Annotated in this window: 13 protein-coding genes and 1 pseudogene; 10 read left to right on the plus strand and 4 right to left on the minus strand. The window is 72.0% G+C overall.

Annotation, left to right across the window (positions count from 1 at the left end; translation table 11 throughout):
• Positions 1-6 precede the first annotated feature (6 nt).
• The 4 genes from MVA48_RS14380 to MVA48_RS14395 all read left to right on the plus strand — a co-directional run bounded on the left by MVA48_RS14380 (position 7) and on the right by MVA48_RS14395 (position 3,231).
• Positions 7-765, plus strand: a complete 759-nt coding sequence (locus MVA48_RS14380) for a pentapeptide repeat-containing protein (RefSeq protein ID WP_246981344.1) — start codon at positions 7-9, stop codon at positions 763-765.
• Positions 766-847: 82 nt separating this feature from the next.
• Positions 848-1,378, plus strand: coding sequence for a DUF4231 domain-containing protein (locus MVA48_RS14385; protein ID WP_246981345.1), 531 nt, complete (start codon positions 848-850; stop codon positions 1,376-1,378).
• Positions 1,284-1,859, plus strand: a complete 576-nt coding sequence (locus tag MVA48_RS23550; RefSeq protein WP_256461173.1) for an SLATT domain-containing protein — start codon at positions 1,284-1,286, stop codon at positions 1,857-1,859. Before MVA48_RS14385 ends, MVA48_RS23550 begins: the two co-directional genes overlap by 95 nt.
• 31 nt (positions 1,860-1,890) lie before the next feature.
• The gene (locus MVA48_RS14395; RefSeq protein ID WP_246981348.1) at positions 1,891-3,231 is read left to right on the plus strand and encodes a TRAFs-binding domain-containing protein; all 1,341 of its coding nucleotides are present in this window, start codon (positions 1,891-1,893) and stop codon (positions 3,229-3,231) included.
• On the opposite strand, the gene MVA48_RS14400 is transcribed toward MVA48_RS14395, so the two are convergent.
• From MVA48_RS14400 to MVA48_RS14410, 4 genes and pseudogenes are all read right to left on the minus strand, one after another.
• Positions 3,185-3,487, minus strand: a complete 303-nt coding sequence (locus MVA48_RS14400; RefSeq protein ID WP_246981350.1) for a hypothetical protein — start codon at positions 3,485-3,487, stop codon at positions 3,185-3,187. The genes MVA48_RS14395 and MVA48_RS14400 overlap by 47 nt on opposite strands.
• Before the next feature lie 13 nt (positions 3,488-3,500).
• Positions 3,501-3,830, minus strand: a pseudogene (locus MVA48_RS24250) (toll/interleukin-1 receptor domain-containing protein); the annotation flags it as partial.
• Positions 3,831-3,844: 14 nt separating this feature from the next.
• On the minus strand, positions 3,845-5,047 hold the full coding sequence (locus MVA48_RS14405; RefSeq protein WP_246981352.1) for a DNA/RNA non-specific endonuclease: 1,203 nt from the start codon (positions 5,045-5,047) through the stop codon (positions 3,845-3,847).
• A gap of 14 nt (positions 5,048-5,061) precedes the next feature.
• Positions 5,062-8,064: a TIR domain-containing protein gene (locus MVA48_RS14410; protein WP_246981354.1), complete on the minus strand. Its 3,003-nt coding sequence runs from the start codon at positions 8,062-8,064 to the stop codon at positions 5,062-5,064.
• Between the two features lie 333 nt (positions 8,065-8,397).
• Here MVA48_RS14410 and MVA48_RS14415 point away from each other — a divergent pair, with 333 nt between their 5' ends.
• The 6 genes from MVA48_RS14415 to MVA48_RS14440 are packed head-to-tail and all read left to right on the plus strand — an operon-like array spanning position 8,398 to position 13,002.
• Positions 8,398-9,462, plus strand: a complete 1,065-nt coding sequence (locus MVA48_RS14415) for a Gfo/Idh/MocA family protein (RefSeq protein WP_246981355.1) — start codon at positions 8,398-8,400, stop codon at positions 9,460-9,462.
• A gap of 25 nt (positions 9,463-9,487) precedes the next feature.
• Positions 9,488-10,123, plus strand: a complete 636-nt coding sequence (locus tag MVA48_RS14420; protein WP_246981356.1) for a sugar transferase — start codon at positions 9,488-9,490, stop codon at positions 10,121-10,123.
• Positions 10,120-10,899 (plus strand): hypothetical protein, encoded by a 780-nt coding sequence (locus tag MVA48_RS14425; RefSeq protein ID WP_246981357.1) that lies wholly within the window; start codon positions 10,120-10,122, stop codon positions 10,897-10,899. Before MVA48_RS14420 ends, MVA48_RS14425 begins: the two co-directional genes overlap by 4 nt.
• Positions 10,782-11,162 carry a GNAT family N-acetyltransferase gene (locus tag MVA48_RS14430; RefSeq protein ID WP_246981358.1) on the plus strand — a complete coding sequence of 127 codons (381 nt, stop codon included), beginning with the start codon at positions 10,782-10,784 and terminating at the stop codon, positions 11,160-11,162. The genes MVA48_RS14425 and MVA48_RS14430 overlap by 118 nt, the downstream gene beginning before the upstream one ends.
• Positions 11,163-11,176: 14 nt before the next feature.
• Positions 11,177-12,328 (plus strand): lipid II:glycine glycyltransferase FemX, encoded by a 1,152-nt coding sequence (locus MVA48_RS14435; protein ID WP_246981359.1) that lies wholly within the window; start codon positions 11,177-11,179, stop codon positions 12,326-12,328.
• Positions 12,325-13,002 (plus strand): methyltransferase domain-containing protein, encoded by a 678-nt coding sequence (locus tag MVA48_RS14440; protein WP_246981360.1) that lies wholly within the window; start codon positions 12,325-12,327, stop codon positions 13,000-13,002. Before MVA48_RS14435 ends, MVA48_RS14440 begins: the two co-directional genes overlap by 4 nt.
• The last annotated feature ends 243 nt before the right edge of the window (positions 13,003-13,245 follow it).

Here is a 13,245-nt window from a genome sequence, read left to right on the forward strand (position 1 = left end):
GAACGCGTGGCTGCGCTTCGCGGTGCTGGAGGACGCACGTGCCGCCGGACCAACTTCCGGGGCGCCGATCTGCGATACGCGTCCCTGGTCAAGTGCCGCCTGGAGGGTGCTCGGCTGGTCGACGTGCAGGTCTACGGCGCCTCGACCTGGGCGGTCACGACTGACGAGTCCACCGAGCAGGACCTGGTCGTCGTGCGCAACAGGCGGACGGCGCCCCTGCGCACCAACGATCTGCACACCGCGCAGCTGCTGGCGCTGATGCTGGACGGATCGGGGGTCCGTCAGGTCCTCGACACCGTGACCTCCAAGTTGGTCCTCCTCCTCGGCAGCTTCGCACCCGCGGAGAAGTCCGTCCTCGACGCGCTGCGGGCCGACCTGCAGCGCCTCGGCTACGTCGCCGTGCTGTTCGACTTCGAGCGGCCCTCGGCGCGTGACTACGCCGAGACGGTGGTCGTCCTCGCCGGGTTGTCCCGCTTCGTGGTCGCCGACTTCACCAACGCGAAGGAGGTGCGGTCGGAGATCCTCGACGTGCGCCGGCAGTACCGATTCGTACCGGTGGTCCCCATCGCGCGGTCGGGGATCGAGCTGCCGCTCACGCTGATCAACTCGCTGACCCTCGAGGACATCGACCTCCTGGTGCGATACGACGACGTGGACGACCTGCTCCAGAAGCTGCCCGCCGACGTCGTCGTGCCCGCGGAGAGCCACGCCGACCAGATCGCCGTTTCACTGGCACGCGCCCAGCAGCGGTTGCGAGGCGTGTGACGGGTCCGGGAAGCGACACACCTCGGCCGAACCAGTCGGCGACGAGCGGCCCGTCCGGTGTTCCGCGGTGCAGTATCCGTGCATGGACCGCCCGGCACTGCTCGCGAGATTTCCCAGACCTTTCTGGTGGCGCCCCGACCCGGCGACCGCCTGGCCCGACGACTGGCCGGTCGTCCCGCCGGATGCCGAGGCGCAGTACCCCCAGCTCGCACCCGACCTGCGGCTCTGGGTCGACGAGTTCGAGCAGCCCTTCCGGCTGCTGGACCACGAGGCACAGCTGCTCCAGCAGCGGTTCTGGCGCCAGCGGACGACGCTCATCCTCGGCGGGCTGGTGGCGACGACGCTGGGCGCCTTCCAGGCCGCGCAGGGCGGCGGCAACGAGTACCTCGCGGGTGGCCAGGCGCTGGTGACCGGTCTCCTGACCGGTGTGGCGGCGCTGGTGAGCAGCAGCCGCGCTCAGCAGCGCTACCTGGACGCGCGGCTCAAGGCCGAGCGCATCAAGAGCGAGTTCTTCCTGTATCTGGGGCGGGTGGGGCCCTACGCCGAACCCCACGGCGCCCAACGCCTGCGGTACGCCGTCGAAGACATCGTGGACGCCGAGGAGGCACGGTGAGCGGCCGGACGGAGGAGCTCCAGGCGTTCTACCGGGCGCACCGGGTCGAGGATCAGCTCCGCTTCTACAAGCTCAGGACCACGCTGTTCGATCGCGCCGCCGCCAGGCGATGGCGCTGGTGGCCGTCCTCCTCGGGGGCGCGACAGCCGCAGGCGCGCTCGCCGGGACGGAGGTCGGGCCGGCCTGGCTCTGGCCGGTGCTCGCCACGGTGCTCCCGGCGGCGGGCGCGGCCGTGACCGCGTACAGCGCGCTGTACGCATTCGAGCAGCAGTCGAAGATCTACGGCGACGCGGTCCGTGCCCTCCGGGTCGCCGGGCGCCGGGAGGCCGGCAGCCCTGGCGCCGCGCGCTCCGCGGAGGAGGATGCCGCCGAGTGGGTGGAGCGCTCGGAAGCGGTGTTCCGCCGGGAGCAGGCCCAGTGGGGCCAGCTGACGTCGCAGATCGCGCCCGCCGAAGGCCCTCAGGACGGAAAGGCGCCATGACCGAACCCCCGACCCGTTGTGCTTCGTCCTCATGCCCTTCGGCCGCAAGGCGGACGGGACCGGCGCGACGATCGACTTCGACGCCGTCTACCGCGACCTGATCGCACCGGCCGTCCGCGCCGCAGGCCTCGAGCCGCTGCGCGCCGACGAGGAGGTCACCGGCGGCATCATCCACAAGCCGATGTTCGAGCGCTTGATCCTGTGCGAGTACGCCGTCGCCGACCTGACCTTCGCCAACGCCAACGTCTTCTACGAGCTCGGCGTCCGGCACGCGGTCCGCCCCTACTCCACCGTGCTGGTGTTCGCCGCCGGCCAGCGACTGCCCTTCGACGTCGAACTGGATCGGGGCATCCCGTACGCGCTCACCGGAGCCGGTGAGCCGACCGACCTGGACGCGTCCCGCGCCACCCTGACCGAGCGCCTCGTGGCCGCCCGCGACGCGTCCGTGGACAGCCCGGTCTTCCAGCTCGTCGAGGGCTTCCCGCAGATCGACCGGCTGAAGACCGACGTCTTCCGGGACCAGGTCCGCTACTCGGCGGCCTGGAAGGAACGCCTGGAGGGCGCACGCAAGAAGGGCAAGCAGGCCGTCAGGGCGGCCGAGCAGGAGCTCGGTGACCTGCAGGACGTCGAGGCGGGCATCCTCGTCGACCTCTACCTGTCCTACCGCGCCGTCAAGGCCTACGACGAGATGGTGTCCCTGGCGCAGCGGATGCCGCGGCCGCTGGCCGGTACGCCGCTGGTGCGCGAACAACTGGGCTTCGCGCTCAACCGGCTGGGCCGCCGGGACGAGGCGGAGCGCGTGCTGCTCGCACTGATCGCGGAGCGGGGGCCCAGCAGCGAGACGTACGGCATCCTCGGCCGGGTCTACAAGGATGCGTGGGAAGAGGCCTACACGAAGGGCGAGGAGTTCCTCGCCCAGGGACAGCTCGAGAAGGCCCTCGAGACGTATCTCGCCGGGTTCGAGGCCGACTGGCGGGACGCCTACCCCGGGATCAACGCGTGCAGCCTCATGGAGATCCACCAGCCTCCCGACCCGCGCCGGGAGCACCTGCTGCCGGTGGTGGCCTACGCGGTGGAGCGCCGGCTGGCCTCCGGTCAGGCCGACTACTGGGACCACGCCACCCGCCTCGAGTACGCGGTCCTGATCAGGGACGAGGAGATGGCGCGGCAGAGCCTCGGCCGGGCGCTGGCCGTGGTCCGGGAGGTCTGGGAACCCGAATCGACGGCCAAGAACCTGCGCTACATCCGGGAGGCGCGCAGCCGTCGCGGCGACGACGTCCCCTGGGCCGATCGGATGGAGCGCGAGCTGCTGAAGCGGGCCGGCGTCACAGACGACCAGAACGCAGCAGCGACCGCCGGTACGGATAGCTGATCTGCGCCACCCGGCCCAGCAGGTCCGCCTCGCTCCGGTAGTCCCAGACCTGCTGGTCGCGCAGCATGAAGACGGGGCGCGCGGGCGGTCCCTGCCGGAGCAGCCGGACCGGGACGTCGGCCACGCGGGCGGCGCCCACCTCCACGTGGACGTTGGGGCTCTCGCCCGAGATGTCCGCCAGCACGAGGCTCGCCCCGCCCACCGCCCGCAGGATCTCGCGCTGGACGGGGTCGCCCTGCACGTACTCCCCGAGCACGCAGGAAACCCGGCGGCTGCACGTCGTCCAGCCGCACGGGGATGATCCGGAAGGCCGGGTACTGCGTTCGGTGGTTGATCGCGGCGCTGTACTCCTCCTGCACCCAGCCGCGGGTGATCGCCTGCTCCGAGAGCAGCAGGATCATCGACCGGCAGCTCTCGATGGCGCCGGCGAGCTGGGTCGAGATGAAGGCCCCGGCCGGCAGGTTGTCGGCGTCGAACCAGACCGGCACGCCGGCGACCTCCTTCAGCCACCGGACCAGCCGCTCCGCCGACGCGGCGTCCACGTGGGCGTGGCTGAGGAACGCGTGGAAGGGGCGCCGTCCCACGGGGATGCCGCTCATGTCTCCCCCTCCCGCTACGTCCGGAGCTCGGCGGCGTCGGCCGGCACGGCGTCCCGGACCTCGGGCGGGAAGTCCAGGCCGGTCACGGCCTCGATCTCGTCGACAGGCCGCCGGACGGGCAGGGCGGGCGCGTCGACGTTGGGCAGGTCGAAGCACGCCGAGCGCAGGCCGCCTCCGGCGGACCACACGAGGACCTTCCAAAACGCGCGGGGCAGCCGGAAGGTCTGACGTGCGCGGATCCGGCCGCGGGTCTCGTTGGTGACGACGTGCAGCGGGTCCTGCGGGTCGAGGACCGGCCCGCCGAACACCGCCACGGCGCCGTGCCGCTCGGCCAGGCGCCGCTCCAGCTGCTCGAGCGCCAGCCAGGTCGACCGGTTCACGTTCGCCGCCTGCGGCGCCATGTTCGTCCAGTAGAAGGCCTGCCGGACGGCGATCTCGGCCTGGCGCGGCTCACCCCAGCCGACGGACGCGGCTGCCGCGAGATGCCCCCGGTCGAACCCCGTGCCGGTGAAGTGCTGGTTGGCAGGCTGGAAGAGGCGGGACAGGGTCGGGTCAGGCGACCAGCTGACCGGCCGCTCGGGGGGCGTCTTCTGCGGGCGCACCTCCGAGGCGACGTACCAGGCCAGCCGCCGTGCCGGGTTCATCACGACGCTGAAGTGCAGGTAGGGCAGCTCGTCGCCGACGCCCGGGATGCCGGGCAGGTCGATCTCCGGGCCGAGGCACGCCGTGTCGAAGCCCGGCCGCACCGTCTCGATGCGCGAGGGCAGCACATGCCGCTCCAGGCCCGCGAACAATCCGGGAAGGGCCGGGTGCCCCCGGTCGCCGGTCCAGCCCTGCAACGGCGCGAACTGCAGGGCGTCGTAGGGCGGCGGCACCGGTGTGGCGTCGAGCACGCACGGGAGCAGCTTCTCGGCCCCTGCCGCCGCGGCCATCTCGCGCCCCACCCAGTCGGAGGCGGCGGCAGCGGCGGACCAGACGAGGACCACCGCCCGGCAGCCCTCCAGCACCTGCAGCAGGTGCTGCTCCCACGTCGTCCCGACGTAGAGGTCGCGGTCCCACCAGACGTCCCAGCCCTCGCCGTGCAGCAGCTCCCGCAGGCGCTGGGCCACTGCCTCGTCCTCCCGGGCGTAGCTGATGAACACCTGAGCGTGCGGGTCCGTGGCCGGGTCGACGCGGACGCCGGCGGGCACGACCCCGACTCGGGCGGACAACTCCATCGCGGGCCACCCCCTCAGCAGGTCGAGCGGCGGAGCTCGGTGCCGACGAAGGTCATCCACTCCTCGTCGGTCAGATCCCGGCCTGCGAGGTCGCAGGCGGCCTCGATCCAGACTTCGACGTCCAGCTGGGTGAGGACGACGCCGTTCGCGTCCCCGGCGGCCACGAGGAACCCGGGCGCGGCTGTCGCGACTGCGATCCCGGTGACCTCCGAGACGAGGTTGCGTGGCGAGACCACCGGCTCCCCCGTGTCGACGCTCCACAGGCCGAGCGGTCCGTCGGGACTGCCACTGAGGAAGCCGCCACCGACCGCCAGCACCTCGCCGTCGGGGCTGAACGCCACCGACGTCGTGTCCCGTCCCGGGTGTCCGGCCAGCTGCTGCACCCGCTGCGGCTCGGAGCTCAGCTCCCAGACCTCGACGGTCTGCTCGGCCTCCGGGTAGGTCGTGGTCCCGTCGTCGCCCTGGATGATGGCGAACTGCCTCGTCCCCAGGGCAAGCCGGCGTCCCGACGGGTCGAAGGCGACGGTAGTGACGTCGGCCCGGTCGGCCGACGTCAGCGTTGCCTCCAGCTGTCGGTCCCCCGCCCGCCAGACCCGCACGACCCCGCCGGGGTGTCCTGTTGCGAGCAGGGCGCCATCGTGGCTGAAGGCGATTTCTCGAACCGACTCGAATTCCCCCGGCAACTCACCGTCGAACGTCCCGGTGTCCGCGTCGAGGAAGACGACCCGTCCGACATCGTCGGCCGACGCGTTCTCGGGCAGCAGCGCGACGGCCAAGGAGTCCGTTCCCGGCTGGAACGCGACGTCATACAGATGGCCGGGGAAGGTGACCGGATCCCGTCTGGGTCGACCGGTTGCAGCGTCGAGCAGAAGGACCTCCGCCTGCGCGGTACCGGCCGCGATGCTGCCGAGACCGTTGTCCTCGCCGTCCGTGCTGCCGACCGCCAGGACGCGATCATCCGCCCCGAAGGCGAGATCCGACGCTCCGTGGAAGGCATCGGCATCGACGCGAACGCGCTCCGTGAGCGTGGTCGCGTCCAGCAGGGTGACGCCGTCCCAGTCACCCACTGCGACGGTCGCGGCATCGGAGCTGACGGCGACAGCCGAGGCCACCGTTCCGGGCACACCCCGGCGCTGCACCAGGCGGCCGGCGGACGAGCCGCTCTCCGCCGTCCGCCAGAGCAGGATCGTCCCGTTCTCCTCACCGGTGGCCAGCAAGCCGCCGTCCGGACTGAAGGCGGCGCTCCACACGGTGCTGCCATGACCGATCAGCGGACCGTCGTGCAGCGGGTTCCCCGCCGTGTCGTGCAACCAGGGCTGGTGATGGTCCCCGACGGTGAAGACGCTCTCGCCGCCCGGCCCCAGCGCGATGGTCACCGCCACGCCACCCTGCGAGATCAGCGGCAGCTCCTGCGACCGCAGGACCGCACGGGCGCCCAGGTCCCACGTGACGACGGTTGGCGTGGCAGGCCCGGAGGGCCCATCCGGTACCGGAGTGGCCGACCCGCTCGCCGAGACCAGTCGGTCGCCGTCATCGGTGAAGGCGAGCGCTTCGACCTCGTCCGGGTGGTGGTGCGGCAGACGGACCGGCGCTGTGGCGCCGTGCAGGGCGACGAGTATCACATCTCCCCCGGCGCCGCCGGTCGCCACCACGTCACCGGCCGGATCGAAGGTGACGGCACTGAGACCGAGCTCGGGATCCAGCACGAGGTCTTGCATCAGACGGCGTGAGGGCACATCCCACACCTTGAGCAGCCCGGTCGAGCAGAAGTTGTCCACCAGCGCGCATCCGACGGCCGCAAGGTGGGTCCCGTCCTGGTCGAAAGCCAGGGCGTCGATGGTCATGTTGCCGATGTCCAGCGTGCCGACGGTGGTCCCGGCCTCGGGATCCACCAGGGTCAGGGCCGCACCGGCGACCGCGAGCAGGTCTGCGGCGGGGCTGAAGGCAAGCCCCTTCAGGAACTCCTCGGGCAGGTCCACGACCGTGCCACTGCTTCGCCCCTCGGGCACGTGCCACAGGACCACGTCGCCCGTCCGGTCCGCGGACGCGAGCAAGCGACCGTCCGGGCTGAAGGCCAGCCCGGAGACCGGTGCCACGTGATGGCGGAGGTAATCGACTACCTCCGTCCGCGCGGTGAGCGTGCCGAGCAGGGCCTCACGAGCCTGCACGGTCGGCTCAACACCGTTGGCCTGGACCGCCAAGAGCAAGGCGAGGTCGAGTTCACCGCCGCGACGGGCCGACGCCTCCGCGGCGAGTGCCCGTGAGGTGGCCACTCTCGCCTGGGCCTCGGCGAGATCCCGCTGGCGCGCAGTCTCGGCGGCCTGCCGCACGGCGACGATGCCTGCGACGGTGGCCGCGACGGCGAGGACGACGAGGATCGCGACGGCGGCCCGGGCCGTCTGCATCGTGCGCCGATGCTGGACGACGTCCTCACCGATCAACTCGTCCTTGCCGACGGCGTGCAGCGGAGCTGCGAGCTCTGCCACGTTCTCGCGGAACCGCGGGTCGCGGAGGGACAGGTGCTGGTCGTCGCGCGCCTGACGGAGGTCGACCCACAGAGGTTCGTCGTCGAAGAAGCCGGCCAGCGCCTTCGGAAGGGCAGTCGTGGTCGCCCAGTCGAAGTCACGGGTCGCGGGGTTCCAGCGGATGTCACCGTCCGTGAGTCCGATGAGCAGGGTGCGCGAGTTCCGATGCGTCCGCCACCAGGCCAGCTCCCGCTGCACCCACTCGGAGTCGGCTGCCCGCGGGGAAGCCAGCAGGATGAAGTACCTGCTGCCGTCCAGGGCCGACTCGATCGTGGTCCATAGGTGCGGCGTCGCCGACAAGGACGTCTTGTCCCGGAAGACCCGGAGCGCTCGTCGTCGGTACCAGGGCTTCCCGAGCGTCTGCAGGCCCGACTGCAGGGCGGGTGCCAGGTGACCGTCGGCCGCGTGGCTGTAGGAGATGAAGACGTCGAACTGCTCCGCCGACGGCTGACCCTTGTCATCCACAGGGGAGGGCGCGATGACACCGGCCATGACGCTCCCCCACCCTCGACCTGCGGTGGCAGTGTCTTACGCCGTGGCAGCGCGCGACAGGGGTGTGAGAACGGGGACGTGACGCTGTCCTGGCTCAGGACCGTACTGCCACCGGCGACGCCGCGGGGACGTCGACCGGCTGACGGGTCGCCGCAGCGCTTTCGGGTGAACCTGCTGGTGAGCTGACCTTCGAGTTGACGCTGGACCCGCCGCCCGTAAGGGTCGAAGTGCAACGGGGACCGCGTTGGTGGTGTCGCGCATCCGGATCGCCGGCGCGTGGCAGGGGGACCACATCCCATGGTCGGACCTGTCACGAGCACATCCGGAGGACCGATGGGGGCACAGAAGGGCGACGTACGGGTCGCCGTCGTCGGCTACGGCTACTGGGGCGCCAAGCACGTGCGCGTGCTGAGCAGCATCCCGTCGGTGGACGTGTCGGTCGTCGACAGCCGGCCCGAGCGGCTGGCCGACGCCGCCGCGCACCACCCCACCGTCGGCCTGGCCGCCCGGCTCGACGACGTCCTCGACGACGTGCACGCCGTGGTCATCGCGACGCCGCCGCACAGCCATGCGGCCATCGCGATGCAGGCCCTCGACGCCGGCCGGTCGGTCCTGGTCGAGAAGCCGATGACCACGTCCGTCGCCGACGCCGAGGCGCTGGTCGAGACGGCCGCGGCGCGGCAGGTGCAGCTGATGGTGGGCCACACCTTCGAGTACAACCCGGCCGTCTGGAAGCTCCGCGACATCGTCCGGTCGGGGGAACTCGGCCGGATCCTCTACGTCAACACGTCGCGACTGAGCCTCGGGCGCTACCAGGACGACGTCAACGTCATCTGGGACCTCGCGCCGCACGACCTCTCGATCGTCTCCTACCTGCTCGACGAGATGCCGGCGCCGACGTCGGTGTGGGCGCACCGCAACTTCCACCGCCGGCAGGCTGACGTCGCCTACCTGCGGCTGGACTTCCAGCGGACCGACGTGCAGGCGTTCGTGCACGTCAGCTGGCTCAGCCCGCAGAAGGTCCGGCAGGTGACCGTGGTCGGCGAGAAGATGATGGCCGTCTACGACGACCTCTCGGACAACGAGCGCATCCGGATCTACGACATCGGCGTCGACCTGGAGACGATCGACGACCCGCTCAACGCCCACGGGCACCCGGTCTCCTACCGCACCGGTGACATCCGGTCGCCCTACATCCCGTTCCAGGAGCCGCTGCTGCTCCAGGACCGCCACTTCGTCGACTGCGTGCGCAACGGAACCCGGCCCGACACCCCCGGTGAGCGGGGACTGGACGTGGTGCGCACGCTGACGGCCACGGACGCCGTGGCGGCGAGCTCGGCGGTCGCCCCCAACTTCGTCGCGCCGATGACGCCGTCGACCACGTCGATCGCGTCGTGAGCCGGGAGGCGCGGGAGGAACGACGATGACGACGCCCGAGCCCGCCGCGGCCCGCGTGGCCCGGCGCCTCCTGGACCTCGTCGTCTCCTCGGCGCTGCTGGTGCTGTCCGCGCCCCTCACGGTCGGCCTGGCGGCGTGGATCCGGCTGGACAGCCCCGGGCCGGCGGTGTTCCGGCAGGAGCGCGTGGGCCGAGGGCGGGTGCCGTTCGTGCTCTACAAGTTCCGCTCCATGCGGAACGAGGGCGACGACGCGGCGCTCCGGGCGCTGATCGCCGCGGAGATCGCCGGCACGGACACCCGGCAGGACGGCAGCACCAAGCTCGCCGACCGCCGGATCACCCGACCCGGACGGTTCCTGCGCCGCACCAGCCTCGACGAGCTGCCCCAGCTGTGGAACGTCCTCCGCGGCGACATGACCTTGGTCGGCCCGCGCCCCTGCCTGCCGTGGGAGGCCGACCTGTTCCCGCCCGAGTACCAGCAGCGCTTCGCCGTGCCCCCCGGTCTGACCGGCCTGTGGCAGGTGCGGGGCCGCAGCACGCTCGGCTCGCTGGACATGCTCCGCCTCGACCTGGAGTACGTCCGCAGCCGCACCCTCCGCGGAGACCTGGCGATCCTGCTGCGCACCGTGCCGGCCCTGCTCCGTGGCGACGGTGCGCGGTGACGAGCTCGGTCCGCACGGTCGACCCGCGCACCGATCCGGCCTGGCGAGCCCTCGCCACCGGACCGGGCGGGAGCCTGTTCACGTCACCCCCGTGGATCACCGCCGTCTGCGACACCTACGGCTTCACCCCCGACGCCCGTGTGCTCATCGGTGCCGACGGCCGGGCCGAGGCGGGTCTGGCCTGGACCGACGTCAGGGACCTGCGCGGCGAGCGGCGCCTGGCGCTGCCCTTCTGCGACCGGGCGGACCCCGTCGTCGCCGACCTCGACCAGTGGAGGGCGGTGTCGGCCGACGCGCTGGCCGGGGACCTGCCCTTCACCCTCCGCGCGCTGGCCGGTTCCCCCGCCGCCGCCGATCCCCGGTTCACCGTGACCGGGGAGGCGGCCTGGCACCGCACCTCGTTGCAGGCCGCCCCCGACAACCTGTTCCGCTCCTTCCGACCGGAGACCCGCCGCAACATCGCCAAGGCCGAGCGCTCCGGGGTCGAGGTGGTGCTCAGCGCCGACGCCGACGCGGTCGCCGTCATGCACGGCCTGCACGTGGGCCTGCGCAAGCGCAAGTACCGCCTGCTGGCCCAGCCGCAGGAGCTCTTCGACCGGATCCACAGGCCTTCGCCCCCGACGACGGCGTCCGCACCGCCCTGGCGCTGGTCGACGGGGTGCCCGTCGCCGGGGCGCTGTACCTGGTGTGGCAGGACACCGTCTACTACAAGTTCGGGGCCTCGCAGGCCGAGCACCTGCACCTGCGACCCAACGACGCCCTGCACTGGGCGCTGATCCAGTGGGCCGCCGGACGTGGTCTGCGGTGGCTGGACTGGGGGCTGTCCGACCTCGACCAGCCGGGGCTGGTGGCCTACAAGCGCAAGTGGGCCGCACAGGAGAGCCGCATCCAGACCCTGAACGCCGGCGGGCCGCCCCACGGCCGCCGGGACGACGTCGAGGAGACCCTCCGGCAGATGACGACGCTGTTGACCGACCCGGCCGTGCCCGACGCCGTGACCGCGCAGGCGGGCGCCGCCCTCTACCGGTACTTCTGCTGACCGTGGAGGCACGGGTGGAGGAAGGGCGGCTCCTGACCGTCGGCGGTGATCCGGGCGGCACGCGCCTGGAGGCATGGGACCGGTTGGTGCGGTCGTGCCCGACGGCCGACGTCGCCCAGCTGTCGGCCTGGGCGCGGGTCCGCTCGCAGGCCGGCTACCGCGCCCGGTACGTCCTCGTCGAGGAGTCCGGGGAGGTGGTCGGTGGCGCCCAGGTGCTCGTGCGGCGGCTGCCTCTCGTCGGGGAGATCGGCTACGTCCCCTACGGCCCGCTGGTCGCCCCGGGAGTCGCGGGCCGGGCCGAGGTCGCCGACGCCGTCGCGCGGGGCCTGCGCGACCTGGCGGTCCGCCACACCCGGATGCTGTTCGTCCAGCCCCCCGAGGACGGGGAGGACGTCGCCGGGGCGCTGCGGCACGCCGGATTCCGGCCCTCCGCAGCCGAGGTGGCGCCCCGGGCGTCGGTGCACGTCGACCTCACCGCCGACGAGGAGCGACTGCGCCGCGGACTCAGTCGCCGGTTGCAGCAGTGGACGCGAGTGTGGGGCAAGCGGGGGGTCACGGTCCGGCAGGGCGACAGCACGGACCTGCCCCTGCTCGCCGATCTGCTCGCCCAGACAGCCGAGCACCAGGGGTTCACCCCGTTCGGGCTCGACTACCTGCAGGTGATGCACCGTGAGCTCGCCGCCGACGGGCACCTCGCCGCCTTCGTCGGCGAGGTGGACGGTCGGCCGGTCGCCATGTGCCTGCTGACCGGCTGCGGTTCGGTGCTCCGCTCGCGGCTGATGGGCCTCGACCGCAGCGACCAGGCTTCGCGTCTCAACGTGTCGGCCGCGGTCTTCTGGACGGCGATGCTCTGGGGCAGGAGCGCCGGTTACCGCTGGTTCGACTTCGGCGGCCTGCTGCCCGAGTCGGTGCCGGCCGTGCTCGGCCCGCAGCCTCCGCGGCCCGACGACCTCGCCGGCATGGACCGGTACAAGCTCCGGTTCGGGGGCTCGCCGTACCTGTGCCCGGAACCTTTGGAGCTCATCCCGTCACCGCTGGTCCGCAGGGCCTACGACCTCGCCCGCGGGTCGTCGGCGGGGTCGCGCCTGCTCGCGACGGCTCAGCGCGCGGCCCGGGCAGGGGCGGTCCTGCGGCCCGGCCTTGCTCGACGGCGGAGGCAACCATGATCAAGTTGGTGTTCGCGACGCTCGTGAAGCCGCCGTACGTGCGGATTCGCGGGGCGGTGCAGACGGCGATGTTCGACCGGCGCTACGGCGTCGAGACCGAGGGCCTGGTCAGCACCGCGGACGCCGGGGTGACCGATCCGCACAGCATGCACTACCTACCCGCCGGCGTGCTGAGCCTGCGCCGCATCCTCCCGCCCAGCAGCGTGGGGCCCGACGACGTCTTCGTCGACTTCGGCTCCGGCAAGGGGCGGATCGTCCTGCAGGCGGCCCTGCACTATCCGTTCCGGGCGGTGTACGGCGTCGAGCTGTCCGAGTCGCTGCACACGGTGGCCGAGCGGAACGTGGCCACGCTGCGCGACCGCTTCCGGTGCCCCGAGGTGCATCTCCTCCAGGGTGACGCGCGCACCGTCGACCTGCCCGACGACGTCACCGTCGTCTACCTCTACAACCCATTCCGCGGCGCCGTGTTCGCCGACGTCGTCGACCGCCTGATCGCCTCGGTGGACCGCAATCCGCGGCGCATGCGGATCGTCTACGGCAACCCCGAGGAGGAGGCGGCGCTGCTGGCCACCGGGCGGGTGCGGCTGCTGCGCGCAACCCGCGGCTGGCGTCCGAGCCGCGAGTGGTCACGGTCGAACTCGTTCCGGCTGTACGAGGTCACCCCCAGGAGCTGAGGGACGGCGGGTCAGCGCCCCTTGTCCTTCTTGGCCTTATCGGCCTTCTCTTTGTCGGCCTTCTCTTTGTCGGCCTTCTCTTTGTCGGCCTTCTCTTTGTCGGCCTTGGCCTTGTCCGCTTTCTCCTTGTCGGCCTTGGCCTTGTCCGCTTTCGCCTTGTCGGCCTTGGCCTTGTCCGCTTTCGCCTTGTCGGCCTTGGCCTTGTCCGCCTTGGCCTTGTCCGCCTTGGCCTTGTCCGCCTTG

Origin of the sequence: Blastococcus sp. PRF04-17, from assembly GCF_023016265.1 — a bacterium.
GTDB lineage: Bacteria > Actinomycetota > Actinomycetes > Mycobacteriales > Geodermatophilaceae > Blastococcus_B.

What these genes read in the sequence shown, in the direction of transcription:
- MVA48_RS14385 (WP_246981345.1), top strand. Translation starts at nt 848, where the DNA reads ATGGACCGCCCGGCACTGCTCGCGAGATTTCCCAGACCTTTCTGGTGG.
- MVA48_RS14395 (WP_246981348.1), top strand. Translation starts at nt 1,891, where the DNA reads ATGCCCTTCGGCCGCAAGGCGGACGGGACCGGCGCGACGATCGACTTC.
- MVA48_RS14405 (WP_246981352.1), bottom strand. Translation starts at nt 5,047, where the DNA reads ATGGAGTTGTCCGCCCGAGTCGGGGTCGTGCCCGCCGGCGTCCGCGTC.
- MVA48_RS14410 (WP_246981354.1), bottom strand. Translation starts at nt 8,064, where the DNA reads ATGGCCGGTGTCATCGCGCCCTCCCCTGTGGATGACAAGGGTCAGCCG.
- MVA48_RS14415 (WP_246981355.1), top strand. Translation starts at nt 8,398, where the DNA reads ATGGGGGCACAGAAGGGCGACGTACGGGTCGCCGTCGTCGGCTACGGC.
- MVA48_RS14420 (WP_246981356.1), top strand. Translation starts at nt 9,488, where the DNA reads ATGACGACGCCCGAGCCCGCCGCGGCCCGCGTGGCCCGGCGCCTCCTG.
- MVA48_RS14440 (WP_246981360.1), top strand. Translation starts at nt 12,325, where the DNA reads ATGATCAAGTTGGTGTTCGCGACGCTCGTGAAGCCGCCGTACGTGCGG.